The sequence below is a fragment of the Shewanella oncorhynchi genome, assembly GCF_012584455.1.
GTDB lineage: Bacteria > Pseudomonadota > Gammaproteobacteria > Enterobacterales > Shewanellaceae > Shewanella > Shewanella oncorhynchi.
Genome location: NZ_JABAEB010000008.1, coordinates 218,573 through 244,816 on the forward strand (window position 1 = coordinate 218,573; position 26,244 = coordinate 244,816).

A 26,244-nucleotide genomic window follows, 5' to 3' on the forward strand; every position below is an offset into this window, starting at 1 on the left:
CATGTTACCGGTAACCTACAAAAATGTGGACAACTTAACTAACAAGGAAAAGTCCTCTAATGTCTGATATGTCATTGATTCTGACAGCACTGGGTTCAATTGCCCTGCTACTGTTCTTAGTGATGAAAGTGAGATTACATGCAGTAGTATCACTGATACTGGTGTCGATCATTGCCGGCCTTTTCTCTGGCATGAACCCAGCCGATATCACCAATACGATTCAACAAGGTATGGGGGGAACACTGGGCTTTGTGGCGGTAGTGGTCGCTTTGGGAGCCATGTTTGGCCGGGTAATGGAAGAGACTGGCGCGCTAGATCAGATAGCCCATACACTGCTGAATAAATTTGGTAACGACAAAGCTCACTGGGCCATGACCTTTACAGGCTTTATCTGTGCACTCCCCCTCTTCTTCGATGTTGCTGTGGTACTGCTGATTGGCATCGCCTTTGCCGTGGTTCGTAAAGGGGGCGGCAGTGTCGTTAAAATTGGTATTTCACTGCTCGCGGGTATTGCCACTTGTCAGGCATTTCTCATCCCTGCACCAGGGCCTATTTTGGTCGCTTCCCAGCTCAATGCCGACTTTGGCTACATGATAGTCTTCGGTTTATTGGCATCGATTCCGGCGATGATTCTAGGCGGCCCGCTCTTTGCCAGCCTCATCTCCCAAAAAGTCCATGTTGAGCTGCCTGCCCACGAGCAGCAGGAAAAAGGTGAACGAGAAGGCGGACCGATCCCCTCATTCGCGCTATCAATCAGTATTGTGGTGTTCCCACTGCTGCTTATCGGTTTAAAGACAGTGGTGTCACGCTTTATTGATGAAAAATCCGATCTGCATAATTGGCTCGCCTTGATAGGTCATCCCTTCACCGCCATTTTGCTAGCCTGTTTAATCGCATTCTATGTGCTAGGCGTTAGACGCAATATTCCCAATGAGCGCATCATGGAAATCTGTAGCAGTGCGTTACAACCTGCTGGGATCATTATTCTCGTCACCGGTGCTGGTGGCGTGTTCAAGCAAGTGCTGATTGACTCGGGTGTCGGCGATGCATTAGGCAATATGTTGGCAGGTTCGGGATTACCGATTGTAATACTGGCATTTATTTTGTCGGCGTCGGTGCGCGTGATCCAAGGGTCGGCAACCGTGGCCATGTTAACGGCTTGCGGCCTTATCATCCCGATACTTGAACCACTAAACTTAGATGGTGCTCAATTGGCGGCAATTACGATTGCCATTGGCGGTGGTTCGATTGTGCTCTCGCATGTCAATGATTCAGGTTTCTGGCTCGCTAACCGTTTTCTTGGATTGTCAGAAAAACAAACACTGCAAACTTGGACTGTAATGGAGACCATTATTGGTACGACGGGCGGCATAGTCGCAGTCATCATCTCTGCGTTTCTCTAACGATAACCTGTGATGACAAACATAAGTCGTTAAGCGAAAGAACAAGGGGAAGTCTACAGTGTTTCCCCTAAATCAATACGATAGCCCAGGTCGATAACCGATTCTGCTATCTCTTTGCCATTTAGCCTGTCTAATAGCTCAGTAGCAGCAATTCGACCAATCTCTTTTCTCGGCGTAATAATGCTCGCCAATTTTGGCGTCATAGATTGGCCAATATCATGGCCATGAAACCCTGCAACGCCAATTTGTTCAGGGATCTTGATGCCTTGTCTTTGACACTCAAATATCACCCCCGCAGCCAAATCATCGTTGGTGCAAAAAAAGCTATCCACATAGGGATATTTCGCTAATGTTTGTTGCAATAACGACGCCCCCAAGGAAAACGACGAGGCCTCATTTGTGGTCATCGCCAAAGGTGTAAGCTGAGCCTCCTGCATCGCTAACTCGTAGCCTCGCATCTTAAGCTGAGTGCGAATATCCATGCGCGCGCCTAGGTAGGCAATGTGGCGATAGCCTTGTGCAATCATGGCCTTAACCATTTCGCATGCGGCCGCTGTATTATCGAAACCCACACACTGTTGAATCGAAGGCGACACGCTATCCATCATTTCGATGACCGGAATGCCCGCCGTTTCAATCATTCGCACGGTACGCGGCGTGTGGTAACTTTCGGACAAGAGTAAGCCATCGATATTGTAAGAGAGCAGTGATGCAACCCGCTCTTCTTCTAATTCGGCCTGATACCCGTAGTGAGCCAGCATGGTTTGATAACCGCGTTTGCCGGTCACATTCTCAATACCGCGCAGCACTTCAGCAAATACTTGGTTGGTTAACGAAGGCACTAACACGCCAATAGCGCGACTGGTTGCTTGCGCTAAAATTTCCGGCGCGCGATTAGGAATATAACCTAAGGTTTCTAGTGCGACAGCAATCTTCTCTTGAGTGCTTTGCGCCACCCTTGTTGGATTTTTTAAATAGCGACTCACCGTCATTTTGGTGACCCCAACTTGATCGGCAACGTCTTGAAGACTGGGTCTACGCTTTTTATTCATAATATCTAATGTTAGTTAACGAACCGCGGATATGGGTGAGATGTATAGCTAAAATATCGAATATAAACAAATAGTAGACATAAACATCAGACAGGGATCTTATAATAGTTCGCCCAGCGATACCAGTTGAGGACTATTTTAGCGGAATGACCATGCTAGCTAGGCCACTCCAAACCATATCTGGAGCAGCCTTTAAACATTATTTGTGATGGCGAAAAGTGTTACTTAGCCTGTTGGCGCCCCTGAGAGGGCTTGCCTGCAGATTTGCCACCCGTTTTTGATGGGTTTCCGCCTTTAGCCTGAGAGCCTCCTGCCTTAAAACCAGACTGGCCGAAAGGCGCTTTCGCTCCCGGACGGCTCGAATGGGCTCCACTGGGTTTAGAGCCACTGGGTTTAGCTCCCGCTGGCTTAGCGCCATTCGCTGCAGGTTTTCCGCCTTTAGCGGCGGGTTTTGACTCAGCACCAGCCTGAGCTTGCGCGCCGCCTTTCGCCGCACCTTTAGATTTGCCATCGCCCTTGCGGTCATCAAATTGATTGCCCGAGAAGCGAGTAAAGGCTTTTTGGCCTTGGTTGGCATCTTTCATCCACTTAGGTCCGCGCTCATTTCGACCTTCTGGCGGCACTAATTGATGCGGACTATTACCGATCAAGTCTTCACGCCCCATGGCGGTTAACCCTTCACGGATTAATGGCCAACCCGCAGGATCGTGATAACGGAGCAATGCTTTGTGCAAGCGACGTTGGCGCCCTTTCTTCGGCACAGATACCACTTCGCTGGTGTGCTTGACGTTTTTCAGCGAGTTTAACTCGGTATGATAAATCGTGGTCGCATTCGCCATCGGTGACGGATAAAAATTCTGTACTTGATCGAGCTTAAACTTACGTTCCTTCAACCACAACGCTAAGTTCACCATGTCTTCGTCGGTCGTACCTGGATGCGCCGAAATAAAGTAAGGGATCAGGAACTGCTCTTTGCCCGCTTCCTTAGAAAACTTATCGAACAATTCTTTAAACTTATCGTAGGCGCCCATGCCAGGTTTCATCATCTTGCTGAGCGGACCTTCTTCGGTATGCTCAGGGGCGATTTTTAAGTAGCCGCCCACATGGTGCTGCACTAACTCTTTAACATAAGCCGGATCTTCGATCGCCAAGTCGTAACGCACGCCAGAGGCAATCAATACTTTCTTGATGCCAGGTACGGCACGCGCAGCGCGATACAAGTCGATAGTATGTTTATGATCTGTGCCTAAGTGGCCGCAAATTGATGGGAACACACAGGATAAACGCCTACAGGTTTTTTCAGCCTTTTCGCTGGTACAACCTAAACGGTACATGTTGGCTGTAGGGCCGCCTAAATCGGAAATCACTCCAGTAAAGCCGGGCACTTTATCCTGAATATCTTTGATTTCTTTAACAATCGACTCTTGTGAACGACTCTGAATGATTCGGCCTTCATGCTCGGTAATCGAGCAGAAAGAGCAGCCACCAAAGCAACCACGCATGATGTTGATAGACGTCTTGATCATGTCATAGGCAGGGATTTTTTCCTTGCCATAGATAGGATGAGGAATGCGCTGGTAAGGTAAATCGAATACGGCATCCATCTCATCGGTATTAAGCGGCCATGCAGGCGGATTCACCCAAACGGCGCGGTCGCCATGGGGTTGAAATAACGCACGGGCACAACCTGGGTTTTGCTCTTGGTGCAAAATCCGTGAAGCATGGGCATATAAATATTTGTCTTCAGAGACTTTTTCAAACGCTGGCAGCAGCACATAGGTTTTATCCCATGGCTTAGGTTTAGGCGGTTGAACGCTAATAGGCTTAGGGGCTTCGTTATCGAAAATTTTCACATCCGACGGGCCGGACAAGTTAGCACAACCCACATCATCGGCGCCGTAAGGATTCGGCAGCGGCTCTATCTTGTGCAATTGGTCAATCTTGCGCGAGTCCATACCGCGCCATTCGGGCAGTGGCTCTTTACGGATAACGGCTGTGCCGCGCACATCGTGCAACGAGCTTATCGGTTCACCGGCAGCTAAGCGGCGTGCCACTTCGACTAAAGGACGCTCGGCATTGCCGTACATCAGAATGTCGGCCTTGGCATCGAAAATCACACTGCGGCGTACTTTATCCGACCAATAATCGTAATGGGCGATACGGCGTAAACTGGCTTCGATACCACCAATAATCACAGGCACATCTTTAAAGGCTTCTTTACAGCGCTGGGTGTACACAGTCACGGCGCGATCTGGGCGCTTACCACCAATATCACCCGCGGTATAAGCATCGTCAGAACGTAAACGACGGTCGGCGGTGTAACGGTTAATCATCGAATCCATGTTACCGGCGGTGACGCCAAAAAACAGGTTTGGACGACCCAATTGCATAAAGGCGTCTTTGCTCGACCAATCGGGCTGGGAAATAATGCCGACTCGGTAACCTTGGGCCTCTAACATACGGCCGATCACTGCCATGCCAAAGCTTGGGTGATCCACATAAGCGTCGCCTGTGACTATGATGATGTCACAGCTATCCCAACCAAGCTTATCCATCTCCTTGCGAGACATAGGTAAGAAAGGCGCAGTGCTGTCGCCCGTGGCCCAATACTTGGGATGACTAAAGAGTGTGGATTCAACTTGCATGGATTGTGACCCGAAAACGTAATGTCAAATAAAGGCGCCACGAAAATAAGTTACGCCAATTTAGGGACGCGGAGTATAGCAGGGAATGGAGGATAGATGCGATTAAAAAAACACCACTCGAGGCATTTTCAGGGGTATTTGAGCCAGAAGCGTAATACCCCTAAATCCGCTATGGATATGGCTTAGGGCGGAATTGACCGCCCAAACCTGCGAGCCTAGAGACCCTTTCCTAAACCTTGAGCAAAATGCAGCAAATTCACCAGCGCCAAACTGATAATCACTAGCCAAGTGAGCAATACGCCCCAAAAACGACCAAAATGGTAACCACCTTGGCCTTGAGTTAAGCCAATAGCATGGAGTAAGCGCGCCACTATCCACACAGTCCCAAAACAGTGTAAATAAAATGCAGGCAAGCCACCCGCTTCGGCCACCAGCATTAAAATCAATACGATAGGCGCATTTTCGATCAGGTTAACATGCACTCGATTAGCCAAAGCTAAGGTGCTGTTACCACCATCCCCTAGGCCGATTTTCTGACCTCGCCTTAATTTAACTACTCGATAAGCCAAAGCGACAATTAATAGCCCTGTGAGGCTAGCGTAAAGACCCGTTACCATCAAAGACATGCCTATTTCCCCTTATCAAAAAGCTGACTATAGCCCGAGCTGCAAAAAATCAGCAATTTATTTGTATTAAGGTTAAAAGCCATTAACCTTTTATAGACAAGATAGGTTAATATGCGCGCGTCATTCCCTACAACTTTTTATACAGTGAATACCCCGATTGGATAACGACGAGTTTATCGAAAAACGCAGATTTATCATAAAGCTAGGCAAAGCCTTGCATAAGTTTGGCACACCCGCTTATCGTCTAGAAAACCACTTACAAACCGTTGCTCGCACCTTAGGTATCGAAGGCTATTTCCTTATTTCTCCAACGTCGATGACCTTCGTTTTGCAACATGATACCGATCAAGAATATAACCATGCCGCTCGCGTTAAGCCCGGTGAACTCGATTTAGGCTCACTCGCCCGCACCGATGAATTGGTCGATGAGTTAACCTCAGGTAAACGCACTTTGGCCGAGGCCTTAGATCGCTTAGAAGAAATTGCCAATAAACCCAATCCCTATGGCCCTGTATTAACTTGCTTTTCTTTTGGAACTTCTGCCGCCGCTTTCGCTATGCTGATGGGCACGGGTTGGAACGATGTATTTTGGTCAGGATTATTAGGCTTATTCGTCTATGGCTTGGTATACCGTGCCGAACGCTCGGCCCGCATGGCCGAAGTGCTCGAACCCTTCGCCACTATCCTTTGCGCCATCGCAGCCTGTGGCATAGCGCGTATCGATCCAAATATTAATATCCCAGTAGTGATCCTCTCCTCCATTATTATTTTTATTCCCGGCTTAGCCTTAACCTTAGGTTTAGCCGAACTCGCCGCACGGGATTTAATTTCTGGCACGGCGCGCATCATGGATGCGAGCATGCAATTATTTAAGCTGTACTTTGGCGCAGTGCTCGGCATGGCAATCGGTAAGGCTATGTTCGGCGAAGCGATTCACATAGAACCTGAGGGTTTACCTCGCTGGGCAATTTGGTCGGCGGTTCCGATTCTATCTATGGCGCTGGTTTTTATCTTCAAAGCAAGGATGCAAGATTCGCCTTGGGGCGTATTGGCTGGGATAGTGGCGTTTTTCTCAGCCATGCTCGGCGGACATTATTTTGGTGATTCGGTGGGGATCTTCTTTGGTGCCTTGGCAGTAGGAATTTATTCTAATCTCTTCGCCCGCTGGATGAAGGCGCCAGCCTCCATCGCCCTGTTGCAGGGAATAGTGATCTTAGTCCCCGGCAGTAAAACCTATATCGGACTCAATGCACTGATCTCAGGTGAGACCATGCTCAATCAGTCGCACATAGGCTCGCAAATCTTTTTGATTTTTATGTCGCTAATTGCGGGGCTCATCTTTGCTAACGTCGCTGTCCCACCTAGGCGTACACTGTAACAATCGCTAATCCGGCTGGAGCCCGCGCCCAGCCGCCACCTCAAGATAATCTTAAGCTAACCTTAAGTAAAATAAGAAACTTATTAAAATGTTTCCTTGACTAACACTCGTTTTCCATGTGTTATTAAATTGTGAATTGCAACGTGAAATTGTTTTCGCTGCAGTCGTCGATTTCATGGGAGTGGCCTTTTATGCAGAAATTTTTTCAGTATGCATGCATCCTATCTTGTTGTGTTGGCAACCTAATCAGGGTTGCCCAAGCAGAAGAGGCTAAGCTCGCCGATCCCTCAAACCAAGATCAAACCAAACAAAAAGTCAGCAAGATTGTGGTGGTCAACAACCCCATTTTTGATGAGTCAGATCCCGATGCTTTTTTTATCCATCGCTGGGCTAACGCCCTGCATATCAATACCAAAGAATATGTGGTTCTCGATAATCTAACCTTCAGCGAAAATGATACTGTCACACAAAAAGATCTCGACGAATCCCAACGACTTTTGCGGGCAATGCCTTACATTCGCGATGCGAAAATTTATATCGCAGAAAAAGATCCCCAAGCCGATGTCGATCCATCCGTTGAGTCCGTGGTGGTGGAGACCTGGGATAATTGGTCATTATTACCGACAGCGAGTTTGAGTAGTTCAGGTGGCGACACCCGTTACTCCTTCGGGCTCAAAGAAGACAACTTGCTTGGAACGGGGATCCGCACTCGACTTAAATATCAATCCAATGAATCCCGGAATGGCTATAAATTTGCTTTTGAAGCGCCGCTCAGCATTATTGAACACGGCACAGTTGCCGCTGAGTTCTACGACAATAGCGACGGCCAAGCTAAACACGTTTATGTGAGTAAGCCCTTCTATTCCCTCAATACGAGTACCATGTATTCGGCGGAGTTTTTAGACGATAACCGTACAGATACCCTCAGACAAAATGGGCAAGAGGTGAATGAGTTTACACACACAGTCGACTATCTCAATCTGCAATATGGCTGGTTAATTAATAAAAACAGTCAGCACCTTTCTCGCTTTATTACTGGTGTCACCCAAGACAAGCACGAGTTTGCCCATTCTGAGCGCTATCCTACGTCCATGCTCCCTCAAGACAGGGACTTTATGTACCCTTGGGTCGCCTACGAGTTTATCGAAGATGATTTCCACGTACTGAATAATGTTCACCTGATCACCAACAATGAAGACTTTAACTTAGGTTGGCATCACTATGTGCAATTCGGCATAGAAACCAATGATATAGGTGATAATAATCCCTTAGGCTACCACGTTAACTGGCAAAGCACTGGCGGGTATAAGTTTAACGATCAACTGTGGCTGTTAGAAATGGGGGGAACAAGCACTATCGGTACCACCCAAAAAGATACTTATAAGGTCGATGTTCAAGCCGAATACTTCTATCAAATCCATCCTAAGTGGACGGCTTATGGCAAAGCTTGGGCTAGCCTTTCACAGAACACTTATCTGGATCTAACAAAAGGATTAGGGGATGAAACTGGCGTGCGCGGTTATCCAAACGAATACCAGCAAGGGGATAATCAGTGGTTACTGACCGCCGAGATACGCAACTACCCCAATATCAACTTATACCAACTGGCTGAATTAGGCTGGGCAGTCTTTGCCGATCTGGGTCAAGCCTCCGGCGGCAAACTCGCCGAGAATAACGAAGTCAGCGGTCCACTGGGTAGCATAGGTATAGGCGCACGGATTTATTCCTCTCGATCCAGCTATGGCAACGTAGCCCATATTGATTTTTCACTCCCTTATACGGGCGGCGAGTCAGTAAACAGCTGGGAATGGCGATTCCTAGTGAAAAGCAGTTTTTAAACCTAAGGTACATAATAATCGTATGAACTATGTACTTTTTAAGACAATTCTTGACGCCTTGTGGCCTAAAATAATCCTGACGCTATCTGCCTAACCTCCTGCTCAACCCTCTGTACCAAAAGAGCATCAGCCAATATAGGTGAGCCACAATTAAAGGGCGGTTTAGGATCATATTCAAACAATAACTGCAGAGTTTTCGCCTGTTGTTCCCCCTCTATATTGGCAATAAGAGTCAATGCAAAATCGAGCCCTGCAGTAATACCGCCGCCACTGATCCGATTATGGTCAATCACAATACGTTTATTTTCAAAAGTAATTTGAGGATATTGTGCCAATACTGAAGCATAAGCCCAGTGAGTGGTCGTGCGATAACCATTAAGTAAACCTGTTGCCGCAAGAATCAAGGCACCAGTGCATACAGATGTAATGTATTGGGCTTGCTCCCCCTTGCATTTTAAGAAAGAAATGACTTGCTCATCCTGTATTTGCACCAAAGGATTTGCGCTCCCAGGCACTAAAAGGATATCTATCGACGGACAATTATCGAAATCGTAATTAGGTTGTAAGTTAACGCCCGCATCACAGGGTAATAGCGTGCTGGTTTTCGCAAAAGTGAAGGTTTCAAATGATGGCACAAAGGCTAAAAACTGTAGTGGCCCATAGGCATCGAGCATCGTCATGCCGGGATAAAGGAAAATACCTACTCTTAATTTGTGCTTTATTGGATGATTTGTTTGATCACTTTGAGCCGCTTCAATATTTTCACTCATCACAGATTCTCCATAGGTAGTGACAATTTCATATTTCAGGTAACACTGTCGTTGCAGTTAACCCTATGACCGTCACTATAAAGCCCATTATTCCTAACCATCAGGCACAAACTCGCCCGAATGTTTCAAATGGTACACCTGAGCCTATCTGTTCCACTTAAGCAAAAATCACAACACAAGAGCCATTGAGGCTAATGTATAATCAAACGCCTGAATTGAATTTGGAGCAAAATCCAGTATGCACACCAAGCCCCACATGCGCATAGAACAAAGCCCGCGAGCGATGCTCAAGGTTCTCCACGTTTTCAAGGAAATGCTTAAACAGCAAGATTATCGTGATATTGCAGTGGCAGATATTGCGCACAAAGCCGATGTCGGGCGCACGACGTTTTATCGCTACTTCAAACGCAAGCTGGATATTCTTATTGCACTACATCAAAATATTTTTGAAAATATCTTTGAAGATCTACGGTCAACCGAAGACTGGCTTTCAACTAACACACCACCCTCATTGGAAAAACTGCTTATTACTTTTAGCCGAAACAGCATGTTTCGCCGTTCCATGTCATTTAGACTAGGTAGCGACCTCGATGCTGCAACTAAACAATTACAAACTAAACTTGTGCAACATATCGAAAATAAATTGATCAACACCTTCAACACTGACGAATTTATTATTCCAAGCTACACATTAGCTCATAGCATAGCAGCTCTTTATTTCAGCCAAATTCAACAACTTATCGCCAGTCCCACACCTTGTCCTATACAACAAGCAAAATACTTACACTTACTGACTCGAGGCATGATTGTAGCGGCATTGACGACAACTAATAGCAGCGAACCCCATACCCGCACCAATGGAAATCATTAAGGTAAAAATCACGGCATTTACATCATTCTCAAGCGATGAGTTTGGTAATCCAACGCAAGCCAAAAGTGCTACGCAGTAGTTTTACAGTGCTGTTGTGGCGCATTTGAAACAGGCAGCCAAGGCTAAAACTGACGATTAAACCTGGTGTCGACCCTATAAAATCACGACTGCTTTGCGCTAATTGTCGTTTCCTCATCAGTAACAAATCATGCTGCAACTGGCCTTGTTCCGTCAGCACAGTCAGCTTCAACTGCTGTTTTTTAAGTAACTGTTGAATTAGCATACTCGCACCTCCTATTTTTGATGTTCCGACTCTCGAGTCGAGAGCAAAAGCTGTAATTGCTGCCAAGTCTTCGAAAAGCCAGTTTGTGACAGCACATAGCCAAGACTACGCCAACACCAAAGCAATAAAACAAACTGTAGTACCACCAAAGCGCTCACAGTGGCCAATAACGAACCGCTCAATTGAAACAGCATATAGCCCAGCAGCAATAAAATACTGCCCCAGAATAACGTAATGCCAGTACCAGAACAGACGACTAAAGCCGCAGCAATAATCAGGCTACGCCCTGTTAACCGCCATTCTGCCGTTGCTATTTTCCCGGCCAACTTCAACTGCTCGAGATAGGCTTGCTTCACTGAACTGCTAAGAACAGCTATTTCAGCCAGTTGCTCCATTGCCTGATCAATAACTTTATGCTGGGCAGCAGCTGATGCTGTCTGCCCAGTTTTGGCGGTTTGCGTACTATGCTGGACGGGCCTTTGTTCTGGCGCCTCTGACCTTGCACGGTTTTGCATAAATCCACCTTAGCGACGGCGCAATAAAGCCGTTAATACCACACCAGCGGCAAAGGCAATCCCAGCTGTGGCCAATGGATTTTGCGCTGCCAACTCACGGGTTTTGCTATAAGAACTTTGCAGTTGTAATTTGATTTCCTCCTGCTTGAGCGCCAGAGTTTCCTGTGAGCTAGCTGCCGTTTTACGCAAAGAGTCTTCTGCAACTGCGGCTTTCTCTGCAACCGCATCAACGGCATGGTGCGTCACTTCAGTTGCTTTCGCTGTTGTGGGTGAATTTAAAGCACCGCTATCTTTACTGTTAGTTTGTTCTGCTACGCTTTTTGAACTGGCCATAAAAAGCCTCCTTGGTGAACACTGTGCAATGCAACAAGATGCTGCACTTTGCGAACAAACCAATGCAATGGCTATACCAAACAATATAAACGCATAAAAAACAAAATGTTAGAACTACTTTATTTCTATTAACCCTCCCAGTTAACGGTAGATGTTACCTGCATTGAGTAATTTTTACCTGCGACGAAGAAGGACTAAAAATAGCTGTAATGGCGGCTAAACTGAAAGCTAAATAAGCGATAGACTGAAGGGCCGGGAGAACAAGATAACTCTGATTTTTTAATGAGTTAATCAAATAAAACTTATCATTACCGTATAAATTAAAAAACAAAAAGCCCGTTTGTCATTACGACAAACGGGCTTTTTGTTGAATGAGGTGAGTTGGCCGATAAGCCGGGTCCTGTCTTGGACAGTCATTCATCTAGGCCTGCAATCGCTCACAGGCTCAAGCGACCTACCCGGTTCCAACGCGAGCCACGCCATACGGAACCCTATTTGGTCTTGCTCCGGGTGGAGTTTACCTTGCTACGAACTATTGCTAGCCGCACGGTGCGCTCTTACCGCACCCTTTCACCCTTACCGACCTGATAAATCAGGCAGGCGGTCTACTCTCTGTTGCACTTGTCGTCGGTTCGCACCGCCCAGGCGTTACCTGGCACCCCGCTCTTTGGAGCCCGGACTTTCCTCCCCGTTCTTGCGAACGCGGCGACTGTCTGGCCAACTCGGCGCGGATTATAGCCTAAGCCACCCTGATGCACCACAGATAATCCGCTCGTAACCGTTTTAGCGCTTATAAATCAGACTCTAGGCCGTATTTGTACAGAGCGTTCTTTTTAAGTCCATGAATTTGCGCGGCAATTGCTGCGGCTTTCTTCAATGGTAATTCTTCACATAAGAGTTTAAGCGTATTAATAGCGACGGTGGGAATCGCTTCGTCATCACTCAAATGGTAGCCATGCACCATAAGCACGATTTCACCCTTCTGCTGATTCGGGTCAGTACTAACAGTGGCAAGCACCTCTGAGACAGGGCCAGACAAAAAAGTTTCGAAGGTTTTGGTCACTTCACGCGCCATGACGACATGGCGTTCGCCACCAAGCACTTCAACCATAGTCGTTAGACTGTGCTCAATGCGGTGGGGTGATTCATAAAATATCAGCGTGCGCGGATCTTCTTTCAATGCTAATAACTTATCAGCGCGGGCTTTTTCTTTAGAGGGCAGAAAACCTTCGAAAGAAAAACGGTCCGATGGCAAACCCGAGGCGCTCAGGGCGGTAATTGCCGCGCAAGGGCCGGGCAAAGGGATCACATTAAACCCAGATTGGCGCACATGGGAGACCAAGTGATAACCCGGATCGGAAATCAACGGGGTACCCGCATCTGAAATTAATGCAATCGACAGCCCAGCTGCAAGCTGATCGACAATCCACTGGGCACGAGCACGCTCGTTATGGTCATGCAGCGCCGTAGTTTTTGTAGTAATACCAAAGTGGCTCAATAACTTACCGCTGTGGCGAGTATCTTCACAGGCGATCAATGAAACCTGATTCAGCACCTCTATTGCCCGTGAGCTCATATCGCCCAAATTACCTATGGGAGTAGGAACTATGTAGAGTGCGACGCTTTGGTCCATATATACCTCTGTAATGACAGTGCCAAGACTTTCGTCAAGCGCGAGAGAAGGTTAAACTAGAGGCTGCATCTTACCAGAGTGAAGCCCAGTGTTAAAAAGCCTGAATACAACTAAGTTCGTTTCCGTGGCCATTTTATCGGTAATCTTGGCGGGTTGTGGCACTTCAACGCCCACCTCGACCGGAACTGCACCCACAGTGGCCACCTCTTTAGCATCCGCACCTTTGTCGGCCAATGTGTATTTGGCACAAGCCGCCAATAGCAAAGATCCGCAGCAGCGCGATACTAATCTGCTGCTCGCAGCCCATGCCTACATCAATGCCAACGACTACGCAGCGGCGCAGAAGCTACTAAAATCAATACAGCCAAGCTTGAATCAGAGCCCAACATTTCTGGCCGAACATAAATACTTGACCGCGCGTGTGCTTGAACACACGTCCACCTATAGTGATGCACTTAAAGTTCTCAATTATCCAAGCAATTGGAGTTTGCCAAGCTGGCAGATGACGGCTTATCACCAATTCAAGGCACATTTATATCAATTGAATAAACAGCCTATTGAGCAAGTGCGTGAACTGAGCTTACTGACGACTTACTTGCCCCCCGCCCAAGCCAACGAGGTGAATAACGCGATTTGGCAAGTTCTGCAGCCAATGCACGAACAAACCTTAAAAGCCTTTACCCAAGATGCTAAGACTCCTGTGTTTACGGGTTGGTTGCAATTGGCTTATATCGCGAAGCATTATGCTGTCGATCCGACACAGTTGGTACGCTACTTAGGCGAATGGCAGAAACAAAATCCTTATCATCCTGCAGCGGCTAAGCTACCCGCCGATCTTGACAGAGCCTTAAACGCTAAGCCATTTACGCCAAAAAACATTGCTGTGCTGTTGCCGCTGACGGGCCCAAGAGCTAACGCTGCCAATGCAATTCGCCAAGGCATATTAGCCAGTTACATGGCCAAGCAAAATGACCAAGTCGCAGTCAACTTTTATGACACGGCAAACGATGCTGCCAGCGCTTACCAACAGGCGCTAACTGTGGGAGCCGAATTTATTATTGGCCCATTATTGCCTACTGAAATTGAACAACTGCAAGTGATCAATGCGGCAAACACAGCCGCCACGAATACGGTGACTAATACTGCTAACCCAGACAAAACGGCCAATACAGCAACAGCACCTGCTGCGCCTGTACCACAACTATTCTTAAATCAAGTTGATAAGTTCACCCCCGATCCGAATAGGTTCTACTTTGCATTATCTCCCGCACAAGAGGCGGCCGATGCGGCGGAGCATTTATATCAAGATGGCGTAACTATGCCGTTACTGCTCGCCAGTAACGATGCCCTTGGCAAACGCATGGCCGAAAGCTTTATTCAAGCATGGAAAAAGAAGAGCGATAACCCTGTCGAAGTTCACTACTTCGATGGCGGTGATAAAATGCGCACCACAGTACAAGATGCCCTTGGCGTGCGCGATAGCCAAGAGCGGATCGCCCGTATTAAAGAGCTGTTAGGCAATTCAGTACAAGCCGACTTCCGCTCGCGCCAAGATATTGATGCCATTTATATGATTTCAACGCCACAGGATCTAACCCTGCTCAAGGCCTTTATCGACGTCAACTTTAGCGTTTTCACACAACCTGTGCCTTTATATACCTCAAGCCGCAGCCGAGTTGAAAATGAAAGCACACAAACGGCGCAGGATTTAAATAACCTGACCCTAAGCGACGCACCTTGGCTAATGCAAAACGGCGAAGAAAATCTGATGGTCAACACACTATTTTCGGGCTGGAATAACAGTCAGAAACGTTTGTTCGTTATGGGTTATGATGCAATGGATTTGATCGGCCGTTTGGCGCAAATGCGCTCATTCACAGGCTATCAATTCAATGGTCGCAGTGGTGCTTTATCTGTCAGTCCAGATGGCATAGTCAACCGCCAGTTAAGCTGGGGACGTTATGAAAGAGGTAGCTTCCGCCAGTTATGACACTCGGACAGCAGGCAGAATCGCACGCCCAACGTTACCTTGAACAACAAGGCTTAACTTTTGTCGAACGTAATGTCCGCTATCCGTTTGGGGAAATTGATTTAATCATGCGCCATAAAAACCATTGGGTATTTGTCGAAGTGAAGTATCGTTCGGCAAATCAATATGGCGGCGCATTACAAGCCCTAAGCAGCGCGCAGATTTCGCGAATTCGCAAAGCGGCTAGCCACTATTTACAACTCAATAGACTCGATGTGCCCTGTCGTTTCGATGTCATCGCCATGGAAGCCGATCAAATTCATTGGCTGGTCGATGCCTTTTAAGCGCCAATAGTGAAAGAGTGACTACACAAATTATTTTAACGTCCGTGCCTCAACACGCTTGTGGAAATATGGCATGATAGCAACACTTTATCCTGAAAGGATTTATCCATGTTAGAACGCATTAAAGACAGCTTTACTGAATCTATCCAGACAAAAATCGATGCAGCCGAAGCACTGCCAGAATCAATCGCCAAAGCGGCCGAGATGATGGTGCACTGTCTTTTGGGTGGCAATAAAATCCTTGCTTGCGGTAACGGCGGCAGTGCTGGCGATGCGCAACATTTCTCAGCAGAATTGCTAAACCGCTACGAGATTGAACGTCCACCCTTACCGGCCATCGCTCTGTCTACCGATACTTCAACCATCACAGCTATCGCAAACGACTATAGCTATGATGAGATTTTCTCAAAACAGATTTTTGCATTAGGTCAACCGGGCGACATTCTGCTAGCGATCTCGACCAGTGGTAACTCAGGTAACGTGATTAAAGCCATTGAAGCCGCATTAAGCCGCGACATGACTATCGTAGCGCTAACAGGTAAAGATGGCGGCGCTATGGCTGGCCTACTGAGCGTGAACGATGTGGAAATCCGCGTACCCTCAAATGTCACTGCACGCATCCAAGAAGTGCACTTACTGGTGATCCATTGCCTGTGTGACAATATTGACCGCACCCTCTTCCCACAGGACGAGCAGCAATGAGACACGCTGCCCCGCTGTTAATGGTTTGCTTGCTGCTTCAAGGCTGCGCCGGTGCCGTTATGGTGGGCGCAGTCAGTGGCGCTATGATGGCCAACGACGAACGTACTGTTAAGACTCAGCTTGATGATACCAATACTGATTTTAAGATCACCAGCGCACTGCTAGAGCAAGAAGATCTTAAAAAACAAACGAATATCACAGGTGTATCCGTCAATGGCAATGTACTTATGATAGGCCAAGCCCCTAACTCTACGTTAAGGGATAAAGCCATCAAGGTCGTACAAGATCTTAAGCTCGGCGGCAAAATACATAATCAAATCCGCATTGGCAATCCAACCTCTTTCACCACCCGCAGCAATGACACTTGGGTTACAACCAAAGTGAAGGGCCGCATGCTGAACGAAAAAGATTTGGATGTGACTCGCATTAAAGTCATCACTGAAAATGGTGAAGTCTTCCTGCTGGGGGTTATTCATCGCTCACAAGCAGACTTAGCTGTTGATATCGCCCGTAATACTGCTGGCGTGCGTAAAGTGGTGAAAGTATTTGAGTATGCTAAGTAATTTTGCAGTTTACCTATTTAAAACTTAAGCCTAAGTGGTGAGCTAACTCGCCCACTTAGGCTTTAACCCTCGCTGTTATTTTCCCGTGAGTGTATCTGCTATCTTAGGTGCCGATTTTGATAGGAGCGATCCTAGCCAAGGTAAAAACAACGAAGGCAATACGATTAAGGCGGCACCGAGCCAACTTAAGTTATCCAACCATTCATCGAACAACAACCAGCCTAAAAAGACAATAAACAACAAGCCTGTGTATTCCGCAATCGCGATATCACTCGCCTGGGCCTTGCGGTAAGCCAACACACAAAACCAGTGATAAACCAATAAAAATGCGTTGCTCAGCAAGGCCACGCCCACCAGCTCCCAACTCAAACCCTCAATCCCCTGAAACACTGCAATCACTAACGTTGCCGGAATACCCAGCAAGTTATATAGCATTAGCGTTAGCACGGGATGCTCAGCATGGGGCACTTTTTTAAGCGCTAACTGATTCACTGCAAAGGTAAAAGCTGAAAACAGTACAGCAATGCCGTACCAGTTCATTTCACTCGGTCGCAGGATAATCAAGATGCCGACAAAACCTAAGCCAGTACAGATTGTCTGAGCAGCGGTGATCCTCTCGCTCAGGAAGAAATACCCCATCAAAATAATCATTAGCGGTGCGGAATAAAACAATGAGCTAACTGTCGCGAGCGGCAATGCCATTAAGCCAATAATTAAAAAAAGCGCGCCAACTGAGCCTATGTTGGCACGCCAAAGGTGAACTGAGATATGTGTCGTCATCGGACGCTGCGAATACAGCCACACTGGCAACAACATAAATACTGAAGAGATTTGCCTGACAAGGAGGAAAGTCGAGGCACTCGCATCGTCCGGTAACCACTTGATCGACACATCATAGAAGGCACTGAATAGATTACCTACTATCAATAAAATCAAACCAATAACTACTGGGCGTTGCATTTTTTAACATCCATAAATCTCAATGGCGGCATGATAATCCTCGCAAAACTTAAGCTGAAATGATGCTTTCTCATGCTAGATGAATTAAATTCATACTAAAGCCTTTAGATATTGAAAATCATGAGAAAGCTCCCGCCATTACGCGCTCTACAAGTGTTTGAAGCTGCCGCCAGACAGCAGCATTTTTCTAAGGCCGCCGATGAACTGTGCATCACCCAAAGTGCAGTGTCTCACCAAGTGCGAGTATTAGAAGAGTATTTTGGCGAGCAACTGTTCGACCGTCAGGGGCGTAAACTGCAGTTAACGCCTAAGGGGCACGGACTATTTTTAGAGTTAGAGCGGATATTCAACGAGTTAAGCGACCTCAACTTGAAAGTACGCGATACGCCAAATCAACAGCTCTGCCTGGCCGTTTACAGCTCATTCTCGGTGAAATGGTTAATCCCAAGACTCGCCGATTTTCGCCGCCAATATCCGAGCGTGAAAATCCGCCTCGAGATGATCACCCAAGATCCTGATCTAAGCACCAGCACCGCGGATATCTTCATCGCCGGTAAGCTAAATCAACGTGGCTATTGGCAACAGTTACTGCACAAAGAGTGTTTAATTCCTGTATGCAGCCCCAGTTTTTACCTTAAATGGCGCGACATAAGCCTGAGTAATTTCCAGCAACAAGCTCTGCTGGTGGTTGATGAAGGGCCATTAGGGCTTGACTGGCACAAGTGGTCATCGGCGCACCAAATACCACTCGATAACGAACAACAGCATGTGTTTAGTCATATTGTGATGGCGATTGAAGCGGCGATTGCTGGCCAAGGCTTAGCCCTAGCGCCGGACTTTATGGTGGCTGGCGATATCACCACGGGGCGTTTAGTCGCCTTGAATCTTCCCGATGTGCATACCGGATTTGAATTTACCTTCTTTTGTAAGCAACGCCGTTTATCAGAACCAGCGATTGCCGCTTTCTCATCTTGGCTAAAATCACAGGCTTAGGATGAATTTACAGGTACAAAAAAGCCGACGCGAACGTCGGCTTAATTTATCGTTCGATTGATTACACTAACAAACCAATCTTCTCATACACTTTCTTCAGGGTCACTTCGGCGCGCGCCTGCGCACTCTGTGCGCCAGCTTTCATCACTTGGTCTAAGTATGCGCGATCGCTACGAATAGCGCGGTAACGCTCTTGTAGTGGCTCTAACATGCTCACAACCGCTTCACCTGCCGCACCTTTCAAATGGCCATACATCTTGCCTTCAAACTCGGCTTCTAGGCTCGCAATGCTTTGCCCTGTCACACCCGACATGAGACTCAACAGGTTAGAAACACCCGGTTTATTATCCACATCAAAACGCACGACTGGCGGCTCATCACTGTCTGTCATGGCTTTTTTCAGCTTCTTCAGCACTGATTTCGGATCTTCTAGCAGGCCGATAACGTTATTACGGTTATCGTCTGACTTAGACATCTTCTTTAGCGGCTCCTGCAGCGACATGACTTTAGCGCCAAGTTCAGGAATAAACGGCTCAGGAATGGTGAAAGTATCGCCATAGGCATTGTTAAAACGAGTAGCGATATCACGTGTTAACTCAAGGTGTTGTTTCTGATCTTGGCCAACAGGGATTTCGTTCGCTTGATAAATCAGAATATCCGCCGCCATCAACACTGGGTAGCCAAATAAACCCACGTTGATGTTGTTAGCGTGCTTTTGTGATTTATCTTTAAACTGAGTCATGCGGCTCAACTCGCCCATTTGGGTATAGCAGTTTAATGCCCAACCCAATTGCGTATGTTGTGGCACCTGTGACTGGATAAACACTGTACTCTTTTTAGGATCTACGCCACAGGCCAAATACAGGGCTAAGGTATCTAAACACGCTTCACGCAATGCTTTAGGATCTTGGCGCACGGTAATGGCATGCAAATCAACTACACAATACAGGCAGTCGTGGCTATCTTGCATCGCAACCCATTGACGCAATGCACCCATGTAGTTACCTATGGTTAATTCGCCGGACGGCTGTGCACCGCTGAGTACTATGGGTTTGGTCATTACGTCATTGCTCCACTATCTATATATAAAAAGACTAAAAAATCGACTAAAGAACAGGTAACCCCCCATTACTTGGTAGGTTTTACCCAGTTCAGAATCTCACTAAATTGCTCACATACGGCATCTGGGCCACTGAGCCCAATATCTTCACCGTAGTTGTAGCCATAGGTCAAGCCGATTGACGCTATCCCAGCCGCTTTCGCCGCTAAAATGTCGTTTTTAGAATCGCCGACCATCAATAACTCAGTTTTCTCCAATTGCCACTCATGCAATAAATGCTGCAGCGGCAAAGGGTCAGGCTTCATCTTAGCTAAGGTATCGCCACCTAATACTAAGCTGAAAAAGTCGTTAATCCCAAAAGCATTGAGTAATGGCATGGTAAAACCATAGGGTTTATTGGTGACAACCGCTAACTTAAAGCCTGCATCAAACAAAGTTTGCAGCACTTGATGCACGTCGCTATACAGCGCACTGTGCTTTTCAAGATTTTCTTGATAATGATGCATAAAAATCGGCATAGCCGCATCAAGGGTTGTTTGCTCAACATCCGTACCCAAAGCATGACTCATAGCACGGCGCATCAACATCTCTGCACCGTTACCGACCCAAGTACGAACTTGCGCCTCAGAGCAGCTCTTCAAACCTAACTCAGTCAAGGCTTCCTGCGTAGCAACGGTTAGGTCAGGCACACTGTCAATCAGCGTGCCATCTAGATCAAACGCAATCGCTTTAATCTTATCCCACATGGCTATGCCCCAACTTTAGCAAGTTCGGCACGCATCTCATCAACAACGGCCTTATAATCGGGCTTGCCGAAAATAGCCGAGCCCGCAACAAACATGTCCGCACCGGCGGCCGCGATTTCTGCGATATTGTCGACCTTAACGCCGCCATCGACTTCTAAACGAATATCAAAACCACTGGCATCAATACGCGCACGCACTTGGCGCAGCTTATCTAAGGTCGATGGGATAAAAGATTGCCCGCCAAAACCAGGGTTCACTGACATCAATAGGATCACGTCGAGTTTATCCATCACATGGTCAAGATAATGCAGTGGTGTCGCAGGATTAAACACGAGACCCGCCTTACAACCGCACTCTTTGATGAGCTGAAGAGTGCGATCGACGTGCTCAGAGGCTTCTGGGTGGAAAGTAATAATAGACGCGCCCGCTTTAGCAAAATCAGGCACGATACGGTCAACCGGCTTGACCATCAAATGCACATCAATATCAGCGGTAATCCCATAGTTACGCAGTGCTTGGCACACCATAGGGCCAATCGTTAAGTTAGGAACATAGTGATTATCCATAACATCAAAATGTACTACGTCGGTTCCCGCATCTAACACAGCTTTTACATCGTCACCCAAACGGGCAAAATCGGCAGATAAAATTGATGGAGCAATCAAGAATGGACGCATAAAACACTCGCTGCTATTTGGATAAAAAGTGCCTTATTTTACCCTGAGCCAAGCTAAGCCTCTATAGCTAAAGCCACATTTCTGGCAATTGATCCGCTATGCCTATGTCTGCAAAGCAGCACACTCTGCAGCTATCGCAGTAAATTGGGGCTTAGATTCGGTAAAATAAGCTAATATTTCCGAGCATTTTGGCTGGAATTGATAATTTTTTGTTCATAAACTAAGCGAGTTTGTTATACTCGAGGCGCAGTGCTGGTTCATTCCAAAGGAAGCGTTATGATGGAGCGGTTTAGTCAGTTTTCACACTATGTTAGGTCGGTGACATTCAAGTCATCTATGATGTTGGCATTTACTGCAGTTGTAGTGGCCACGCTAGCTTTTGGCGTTGAAAAACTGACGGAAAATACCGAAACTGCATCTTGCGCTTGTAGCAATGACACTCGTTACAACAATGCACTGCCCAGTAGCCACCCTAATAATCGCTGCGCCGATCAAGCACAAACCTTAAGCTGGAAAACGTGGCTTACAGGTAAAAACCGTTCGAGTCAGTTCCACTTTGTCGATCTACTTGAACTATTACATGGTCATCAAGATAAACCTATGGATGATCTCAAGCCCACTACGTCGCATCTCGCCTATTAATGCTTAGCCGCATTTGGCAAGTATTCCACAGTACCATTGCCGCCTTTTTCGGGGTACAAACTAGCGAAAATCGTAAAAAAGATTTTCAAACCAGTTCCCCATTGCCCTACATAGTGATGGGCATTGTGTTAGCTGTCATCCTAGTGGCAAGTCTGATGTTTCTCGTAGGACAAGTGCTTAGCTAAACGTTATTTATGTTGAAACTAGTCGTCTTTTGGATCGTAGTTTTCATCATATAGCGCCATCAACTCATCCACTTTATTACGACCACTGCCATTTTGGCTAATGTTGCGTTGCACTTGAATTTTCGCTAAATGCGCGCCGCGATATAACTCGCGAGTTAATGGAATATCGTGATTACTAATCAATACCGGAATACCACGCTCTAACGCGGTATGGCGCGAATGACGAGCCAGCAGTGCTTGATCGTCTAAACTAAAACCTGCACCAACATATGTCGTGAAACTGGATGTAGTAGATAACGGTGCGTAAGGTGGATCGCAATAGATAACATCGCCACTGCGTGTCTGCTCAAAGGCTTTTTCGTAACCAATGCATTTAAACTCAGCACGTTGCGCTTTTTCAGAAAAGGCCCAGATTTCCTTTTCGGGGAAATAAGGTTTTTTATAGGAGCCAAAGGGCACATTGAAGCCACCCTTACGGTTATAACGGCATAAGCCATTAAAACCATGGCGATTTAAATAAAGAAAATACACAGAACGCTGGAAAGGGTCGCGACATTTATTAAAGTCGGTCCGCACCTGATAATAAGCTTCCTTTTGATTCATCTCGTCGACAAACAATGCTTTAGCGGCGGCAATGTATGCTTCTGGTTGATGCTTCACTATCTGATATAACTCGATCAAGTCCTGATTAATGTCACAGAGCAGGTAGCTAGGATAATCCGTATTCAAGAAAACGGATCCTGCACCCACAAACGGCTCGACCAAACGGTCTCCTGCGGGTAAATAACTAGCTAAATCATCCACCAATTTAAATTTACCGCCAGCCCACTTAAGGAAGGCTCTGTGTTTTTTTATCATTTAACTTGATGAATGCCGACAAAAATAAAGGTCATGATTGTACTCTGTTTATTCTGAAATTTCACGATTTGAGAGACTTTCTTCTACTTGATAATCTTTCAAATCGGCCCATTTTCTAACCCAAGGTTGCTCAAAACGATACTCCTTAACCAATTGAGCCGCCGCATTCGAAGCCAATTTGCTACTGCTATAATGACCAACGAGGACAACCCACCGCTGTTTATACTTTGCGACTCGAACGCCCTCGACATTCTCAAGACTCTTTAATGTCGAACGCAAGGTCTCTAACTGAGCAACACTCGCTATTTGTACGGTATAACCTTTGAGTGGCTTTTGCGGTTCCAAAACTGTTTTATCAACCTTTGCAGCCTCTGGCGCTGGAGACTGGACATCTACTGTTTTAGATTGAAGCTCTGCATCCACAGTTGGCTCATCACCACCAAAAGACTTACTACTCACTTCACCAACGATCACTAAGGCTGCATCATCAGGCTCAGGATGTGGTGCCTCACCATGGAATTCACTTAATGGATCGACAGCCTGTTCTGTTTTGGCTTTGGATGTTTCTATTTCGTTAACTGTCACGGGTACGGCGGCAAACTTTAATTGATCAGCGCGCAGAGCAAAATAGGGGGCTAAGATTTTTTGCCCATAGGACAAGAAAGCGGGTGAATCTATCGCAGGAAAAGTCGCAGTCTCTAGGGCTTGCTCTTCAGAAAATGGTTGAGTAACACCAAGCCAAATACCTAGCGCTAACAACATGCTCACAGCTGTCACCACCACAGCTTTATATTTCATCCAAGAAGATGTTTTCTCTTGCGGGCTATGCAAGGCTTTATCTAACAGATTGACCACTTCTTGCGGCGTACCCGTTTGCTTCTCAAGCTGACTGCGTACGATTTCCCTTGGCGTAAAAGGGTTTTGATCGCTGTATCTCAGCAATGTTTGATACAAAGCTTCACGCTCTGGCATGGTTAACGGCTCAATACTGATAGGCAATATTTGCCGCCGCAATTGCTCGGGTAATTGTGGCAATAGGTCCGCTAAGAATGCCGGTGGAACCGTGAGCGTGACGGCAATATTCTTACCCGCACACTGAATTTGATTGAGAATAATACACTCAGCCCATAGCGCCTTAGGCAATAAATGCGCATCATCGATAATGATATGTAAAGGTTTAGTTTGCGTGCTCGCAAGCCGCAACAGAGTATCGGCGAGGGGAATGTCGTCGTCAAAAATAGGGGATGAAATTAGCTGGACTAGAATTTTGCGGCGGATCTCAGCGTTATCTGCATGCATAGGACAAATCACAAATGCCGCATTTGACTCGTCAAAATCGGTCGCTAATCCGGTAACTAAGGTCGTTTTTCCTGAACCGCTGACACCAGAAAGCACCAGCAGCTGATCGCTATAACTGGCAACATGATGCATTCTTTGTATGAGGGCTTCCTGAGAAGGAAGCAAGACAGAACCCTGAAACGTCACTCGCCCACCACACAGTTTTTATGCGCAGCGAATAACCTGTTCAAGGGTAGATTCTGTGACTTGACTAAACACATCCGCGCGGCCTATTGCCGTTGGGAGCACCAGTCGAATCTGACCGCCTAAAACTTTTTTATCGCGTCGCATATGTTGAATGAAACTATCGAAATCCATAGATTCCGGCGCACTCACTGGAAGATCAAAAGCTTGCAGTAACTGTATGATACGACAAACGATTGACTCATCGATAAGCCCCAGTGCCTTAGCTGTTTTAGCAGCAAGGACTGTGCCAGCTGACACGGCTTCACCATGCAGCCAATTACCGTAGCCCATTTCGGCTTCAATCGCGTGACCAAAGGTATGACCCAGATTCAACAAAGCACGCACGCCCTGCTCAGTTTCATCTTGGCTAACCACATCAGCTTTAATCTCACAGCAACGAGAGATAGCATAAACTAATGCTTCGGCATCTAAGGTTTTTAGCGCCGTTACATTATCTTCAAGCCATTGAAAAAAATCAGCATCCCACATGATGCCATACTTGATGACTTCCGCCATTCCCGCCGCAAACTCGCGCGCTGGAAGCGTATGTAAACATAAAGTATCGATAAGCACGATTTGTGGCTGATAAAAGGCCCCAATCATGTTTTTACCAAGAGGATGGTTAACAGCCGTTTTACCGCCGACGGAAGAATCCACCTGCGACAATAAAGTTGTCGGAATTTGAATAAAATCGATCCCACGTTGATAACATGCCGCGGCAAAGCCCGTCATATCACCAATCACGCCGCCACCCAAAGCCACCAGCACAGAATCTCGACCATAGTTTTGCTGCAGCAATGCAGTAAAAATAGTATCTAGATGTGCTAAGTCTTTGAATTGTTCACCATCGGGAAGGATAACACTCTCTACCTCACCAAACGAAGCCATCGTCTCTTGTATCTGTTTTAGATACAAAGGCGCGACAGTTTCATTGGTGACGATAAGAATACGTTTTTTAAGCAGGTAGCGAGACAAAGTCTCGCCATCACTCATCAAATTCTGGCCAATGTAAATGGGATAACTACGTACACCTAAATCAACCTGAATTTGCTTCATAAATTCTGCCTAAAAACCTAATTGCTCAATGATCTGATTTGCGACGATCTTTGCGCTTTGATCATCGGTTTTGACAATCACATCGGCAATTTCTTCGTACAATGGATTACGGATCTCTGCAAGATTCTCCAACACTTCTCGAGGATCATCCACTTGCAATAATGGGCGTCGCTTGTCTCTTTGAGTACGAGCAACCTGTTTGTCGATAGTGGTTTCCAGGTAAACCACAATGCCACGAGCAGACAGATGATTACGGATATCTTTGCTTTGTACTGAACCACCACCGGTGGCAAGGACGATACCTTGTTTCTCAGACAAATCAGCAATAACCTGAGCTTCACGACGACGGAAGCCTTCTTCACCTTCGACGTCAAACACCCAAGCAATATCAGCGCCTGTGCGTTGTTCAATCTCTTGATCCGAATCGTGGAATTCTAAATGCAGCATTTGCGCCAGATGGCGACCAATTGTGCTTTTACCTGCGCCCATAGGGCCTACCAGAAAAATATTACGTTTTTCAGCCATTTCTTGTACGTCTGAATCTTATTGAAAAGTATGCCTATATCGACTCAACATCAAGCCGACCTATATGTTACCTTGCTCTTATGAGACTTGACC

At 46.7% G+C, this 26,244-nt stretch carries 27 protein-coding genes and 1 other RNA gene; 11 read left to right on the forward strand and 17 right to left on the reverse strand.

Annotation, left to right across the window (positions count from 1 at the left end):
* Positions 1–59: 59 nt before the first annotated feature.
* Complete coding sequence (gntU, locus tag HGO26_RS14595; protein ID WP_105250511.1) at positions 60–1,403, forward strand: gluconate transporter; 1,344 nt, start codon at positions 60–62, stop codon at positions 1,401–1,403.
* A 53-nt stretch (positions 1,404–1,456) separates the two neighbouring features.
* Here gntU and gntR read toward each other — a convergent pair whose 3' ends face one another.
* From gntR to HGO26_RS14610, 3 genes are all read right to left on the reverse strand, one after another.
* A complete protein-coding gene (gene gntR / locus HGO26_RS14600; RefSeq protein ID WP_168826035.1) occupies positions 1,457–2,455 on the reverse strand; it encodes a gluconate operon transcriptional repressor GntR in 999 nt (332 codons plus the stop codon).
* Between the two features lie 221 nt (positions 2,456–2,676).
* Entirely contained in the window at positions 2,677–5,100 is a 2,424-nt protein-coding gene (locus HGO26_RS14605; protein ID WP_168826037.1) for a YgiQ family radical SAM protein, read from the reverse strand.
* A gap of 215 nt (positions 5,101–5,315) precedes the next feature.
* Positions 5,316–5,726: an MAPEG family protein gene (locus tag HGO26_RS14610; RefSeq protein ID WP_113941441.1), complete on the reverse strand. Its 411-nt coding sequence runs from the start codon at positions 5,724–5,726 to the stop codon at positions 5,316–5,318.
* Between the two features lie 157 nt (positions 5,727–5,883).
* Here HGO26_RS14610 and HGO26_RS14615 point away from each other — a divergent pair, with 157 nt between their 5' ends.
* Together HGO26_RS14615 and HGO26_RS14620 are read left to right on the forward strand one after the other, a co-directional pair.
* On the forward strand, positions 5,884–7,104 hold the full coding sequence (locus HGO26_RS14615; protein ID WP_168826039.1) for a threonine/serine exporter family protein: 1,221 nt from the start codon (positions 5,884–5,886) through the stop codon (positions 7,102–7,104).
* A 191-nt stretch (positions 7,105–7,295) separates the two neighbouring features.
* Positions 7,296–8,942: a BamA/TamA family outer membrane protein gene (locus tag HGO26_RS14620; protein WP_168826041.1), complete on the forward strand. Its 1,647-nt coding sequence runs from the start codon at positions 7,296–7,298 to the stop codon at positions 8,940–8,942.
* Between the two features lie 65 nt (positions 8,943–9,007).
* Here HGO26_RS14620 and HGO26_RS14625 read toward each other — a convergent pair whose 3' ends face one another.
* Positions 9,008–9,712, reverse strand: coding sequence for a DJ-1/PfpI family protein (locus HGO26_RS14625; RefSeq protein ID WP_168826043.1), 705 nt, complete (start codon positions 9,710–9,712; stop codon positions 9,008–9,010).
* Positions 9,713–9,950: 238 nt separating this feature from the next.
* On the opposite strand from HGO26_RS14625, the gene HGO26_RS14630 reads away from it, so the two are divergent.
* Entirely contained in the window at positions 9,951–10,583 is a 633-nt protein-coding gene (locus HGO26_RS14630) for a TetR/AcrR family transcriptional regulator (protein WP_168826045.1), read from the forward strand.
* 28 nt (positions 10,584–10,611) lie between these two features.
* Here the strand turns inward: HGO26_RS14630 and HGO26_RS14635 are convergent, their stop codons facing one another.
* The 5 genes from HGO26_RS14635 to rsmI form a co-directional block, all read right to left on the reverse strand.
* The gene (locus tag HGO26_RS14635; protein ID WP_113941445.1) at positions 10,612–10,866 is read right to left on the reverse strand and encodes a hypothetical protein; all 255 of its coding nucleotides are present in this window, start codon (positions 10,864–10,866) and stop codon (positions 10,612–10,614) included.
* Between the two features lie 11 nt (positions 10,867–10,877).
* Complete coding sequence (locus tag HGO26_RS14640; protein WP_168826047.1) at positions 10,878–11,381, reverse strand: hypothetical protein; 504 nt, start codon at positions 11,379–11,381, stop codon at positions 10,878–10,880.
* Between the two features lie 9 nt (positions 11,382–11,390).
* Complete coding sequence (locus HGO26_RS14645; protein WP_168826049.1) at positions 11,391–11,714, reverse strand: DUF883 C-terminal domain-containing protein; 324 nt, start codon at positions 11,712–11,714, stop codon at positions 11,391–11,393.
* A gap of 373 nt (positions 11,715–12,087) precedes the next feature.
* Positions 12,088–12,439, reverse strand: an RNA gene (rnpB, locus tag HGO26_RS14650) — RNase P RNA component class A.
* 65 nt (positions 12,440–12,504) lie between these two features.
* Positions 12,505–13,347 (reverse strand): 16S rRNA (cytidine(1402)-2'-O)-methyltransferase, encoded by an 843-nt coding sequence (rsmI, locus tag HGO26_RS14655; protein ID WP_105250522.1) that lies wholly within the window; start codon positions 13,345–13,347, stop codon positions 12,505–12,507.
* Positions 13,348–13,435: 88 nt separating this feature from the next.
* Between rsmI and HGO26_RS14660 the strand changes: the two genes are divergently transcribed.
* From HGO26_RS14660 to dolP, 4 genes are all read left to right on the forward strand, one after another.
* A complete protein-coding gene (locus HGO26_RS14660; RefSeq protein WP_168826051.1) occupies positions 13,436–15,337 on the forward strand; it encodes a penicillin-binding protein activator in 1,902 nt (633 codons plus the stop codon).
* On the forward strand, positions 15,334–15,660 hold the full coding sequence (locus HGO26_RS14665; protein ID WP_105250524.1) for a YraN family protein: 327 nt from the start codon (positions 15,334–15,336) through the stop codon (positions 15,658–15,660). Before HGO26_RS14660 ends, HGO26_RS14665 begins: the two co-directional genes overlap by 4 nt.
* Positions 15,661–15,768: 108 nt before the next feature.
* Entirely contained in the window at positions 15,769–16,362 is a 594-nt protein-coding gene (locus tag HGO26_RS14670) for a phosphoheptose isomerase (protein WP_105250525.1), read from the forward strand.
* On the forward strand, positions 16,359–16,925 hold the full coding sequence (gene dolP, locus HGO26_RS14675) for a division/outer membrane stress-associated lipid-binding lipoprotein (protein WP_105250526.1): 567 nt from the start codon (positions 16,359–16,361) through the stop codon (positions 16,923–16,925). Before HGO26_RS14670 ends, dolP begins: the two co-directional genes overlap by 4 nt.
* 75 nt (positions 16,926–17,000) lie before the next feature.
* Here dolP and HGO26_RS14680 read toward each other — a convergent pair whose 3' ends face one another.
* Positions 17,001–17,885: a DMT family transporter gene (locus HGO26_RS14680; protein ID WP_168826053.1), complete on the reverse strand. Its 885-nt coding sequence runs from the start codon at positions 17,883–17,885 to the stop codon at positions 17,001–17,003.
* Positions 17,886–18,005: 120 nt separating this feature from the next.
* On the opposite strand from HGO26_RS14680, the gene HGO26_RS14685 reads away from it, so the two are divergent.
* A complete protein-coding gene (locus tag HGO26_RS14685; RefSeq protein ID WP_168826055.1) occupies positions 18,006–18,878 on the forward strand; it encodes a LysR substrate-binding domain-containing protein in 873 nt (290 codons plus the stop codon).
* 61 nt (positions 18,879–18,939) lie between these two features.
* On the opposite strand, the gene trpS is transcribed toward HGO26_RS14685, so the two are convergent.
* From trpS to rpe, 3 genes are all read right to left on the reverse strand, one after another.
* Positions 18,940–19,938, reverse strand: coding sequence for a tryptophan--tRNA ligase (gene trpS / locus HGO26_RS14690; RefSeq protein WP_113941452.1), 999 nt, complete (start codon positions 19,936–19,938; stop codon positions 18,940–18,942).
* Between the two features lie 68 nt (positions 19,939–20,006).
* Positions 20,007–20,684: a phosphoglycolate phosphatase gene (locus HGO26_RS14695; protein WP_168826057.1), complete on the reverse strand. Its 678-nt coding sequence runs from the start codon at positions 20,682–20,684 to the stop codon at positions 20,007–20,009.
* Between the two features lie 2 nt (positions 20,685–20,686).
* Positions 20,687–21,361, reverse strand: coding sequence for a ribulose-phosphate 3-epimerase (gene rpe / locus HGO26_RS14700; RefSeq protein WP_012090481.1), 675 nt, complete (start codon positions 21,359–21,361; stop codon positions 20,687–20,689).
* A gap of 276 nt (positions 21,362–21,637) precedes the next feature.
* On the opposite strand from rpe, the gene HGO26_RS14705 reads away from it, so the two are divergent.
* Positions 21,638–22,003: a hypothetical protein gene (locus tag HGO26_RS14705; protein WP_105250531.1), complete on the forward strand. Its 366-nt coding sequence runs from the start codon at positions 21,638–21,640 to the stop codon at positions 22,001–22,003.
* Positions 22,003–22,188, forward strand: a complete 186-nt coding sequence (locus HGO26_RS14710; RefSeq protein ID WP_131525403.1) for a DUF2970 domain-containing protein — start codon at positions 22,003–22,005, stop codon at positions 22,186–22,188. The genes HGO26_RS14705 and HGO26_RS14710 overlap by 1 nt, the downstream gene beginning before the upstream one ends.
* A gap of 18 nt (positions 22,189–22,206) precedes the next feature.
* Here HGO26_RS14710 and HGO26_RS14715 read toward each other — a convergent pair whose 3' ends face one another.
* The 4 genes from HGO26_RS14715 to aroK are packed head-to-tail and all read right to left on the reverse strand — an operon-like array spanning position 22,207 to position 26,151.
* A complete protein-coding gene (locus HGO26_RS14715; RefSeq protein ID WP_131525404.1) occupies positions 22,207–23,046 on the reverse strand; it encodes a Dam family site-specific DNA-(adenine-N6)-methyltransferase in 840 nt (279 codons plus the stop codon).
* 48 nt (positions 23,047–23,094) lie between these two features.
* Positions 23,095–24,531, reverse strand: coding sequence for an AAA family ATPase (locus HGO26_RS14720; RefSeq protein ID WP_168826059.1), 1,437 nt, complete (start codon positions 24,529–24,531; stop codon positions 23,095–23,097).
* A gap of 18 nt (positions 24,532–24,549) precedes the next feature.
* On the reverse strand, positions 24,550–25,626 hold the full coding sequence (gene aroB, locus HGO26_RS14725) for a 3-dehydroquinate synthase (RefSeq protein ID WP_113941457.1): 1,077 nt from the start codon (positions 25,624–25,626) through the stop codon (positions 24,550–24,552).
* Positions 25,627–25,635: 9 nt separating this feature from the next.
* A complete protein-coding gene (gene aroK, locus HGO26_RS14730; protein ID WP_006083542.1) occupies positions 25,636–26,151 on the reverse strand; it encodes a shikimate kinase AroK in 516 nt (171 codons plus the stop codon).
* Positions 26,152–26,244 lie beyond the last annotated feature (93 nt).

Coding starts and splice junctions, on each gene's coding strand:
- gntU (WP_105250511.1), top strand. CDS start 60: ATGTCTGATATGTCATTGATTCTGACAGCACTGGGTTCAATTGCCCTG.
- gntR (WP_168826035.1), bottom strand. CDS start 2,455: ATGAATAAAAAGCGTAGACCCAGTCTTCAAGACGTTGCCGATCAAGTT.
- HGO26_RS14605 (WP_168826037.1), bottom strand. CDS start 5,100: ATGCAAGTTGAATCCACACTCTTTAGTCATCCCAAGTATTGGGCCACG.
- HGO26_RS14610 (WP_113941441.1), bottom strand. CDS start 5,726: ATGTCTTTGATGGTAACGGGTCTTTACGCTAGCCTCACAGGGCTATTA.
- HGO26_RS14620 (WP_168826041.1), top strand. CDS start 7,296: ATGCAGAAATTTTTTCAGTATGCATGCATCCTATCTTGTTGTGTTGGC.
- HGO26_RS14625 (WP_168826043.1), bottom strand. CDS start 9,712: ATGAGTGAAAATATTGAAGCGGCTCAAAGTGATCAAACAAATCATCCA.
- HGO26_RS14630 (WP_168826045.1), top strand. CDS start 9,951: ATGCACACCAAGCCCCACATGCGCATAGAACAAAGCCCGCGAGCGATG.
- HGO26_RS14635 (WP_113941445.1), bottom strand. CDS start 10,866: ATGCTAATTCAACAGTTACTTAAAAAACAGCAGTTGAAGCTGACTGTG.
- HGO26_RS14640 (WP_168826047.1), bottom strand. CDS start 11,381: ATGCAAAACCGTGCAAGGTCAGAGGCGCCAGAACAAAGGCCCGTCCAG.
- HGO26_RS14645 (WP_168826049.1), bottom strand. CDS start 11,714: ATGGCCAGTTCAAAAAGCGTAGCAGAACAAACTAACAGTAAAGATAGC.
- rsmI (WP_105250522.1), bottom strand. CDS start 13,347: ATGGACCAAAGCGTCGCACTCTACATAGTTCCTACTCCCATAGGTAAT.
- HGO26_RS14665 (WP_105250524.1), top strand. CDS start 15,334: ATGACACTCGGACAGCAGGCAGAATCGCACGCCCAACGTTACCTTGAA.
- HGO26_RS14670 (WP_105250525.1), top strand. CDS start 15,769: ATGTTAGAACGCATTAAAGACAGCTTTACTGAATCTATCCAGACAAAA.
- dolP (WP_105250526.1), top strand. CDS start 16,359: ATGAGACACGCTGCCCCGCTGTTAATGGTTTGCTTGCTGCTTCAAGGC.
- HGO26_RS14680 (WP_168826053.1), bottom strand. CDS start 17,885: ATGCAACGCCCAGTAGTTATTGGTTTGATTTTATTGATAGTAGGTAAT.
- HGO26_RS14685 (WP_168826055.1), top strand. CDS start 18,006: ATGAGAAAGCTCCCGCCATTACGCGCTCTACAAGTGTTTGAAGCTGCC.
- trpS (WP_113941452.1), bottom strand. CDS start 19,938: ATGACCAAACCCATAGTACTCAGCGGTGCACAGCCGTCCGGCGAATTA.
- HGO26_RS14695 (WP_168826057.1), bottom strand. CDS start 20,684: ATGTGGGATAAGATTAAAGCGATTGCGTTTGATCTAGATGGCACGCTG.
- rpe (WP_012090481.1), bottom strand. CDS start 21,361: ATGCGTCCATTCTTGATTGCTCCATCAATTTTATCTGCCGATTTTGCC.
- HGO26_RS14705 (WP_105250531.1), top strand. CDS start 21,638: ATGATGGAGCGGTTTAGTCAGTTTTCACACTATGTTAGGTCGGTGACA.
- HGO26_RS14710 (WP_131525403.1), top strand. CDS start 22,003: ATGCTTAGCCGCATTTGGCAAGTATTCCACAGTACCATTGCCGCCTTT.
- HGO26_RS14715 (WP_131525404.1), bottom strand. CDS start 23,046: ATGATAAAAAAACACAGAGCCTTCCTTAAGTGGGCTGGCGGTAAATTT.
- aroB (WP_113941457.1), bottom strand. CDS start 25,626: ATGAAGCAAATTCAGGTTGATTTAGGTGTACGTAGTTATCCCATTTAC.
- aroK (WP_006083542.1), bottom strand. CDS start 26,151: ATGGCTGAAAAACGTAATATTTTTCTGGTAGGCCCTATGGGCGCAGGT.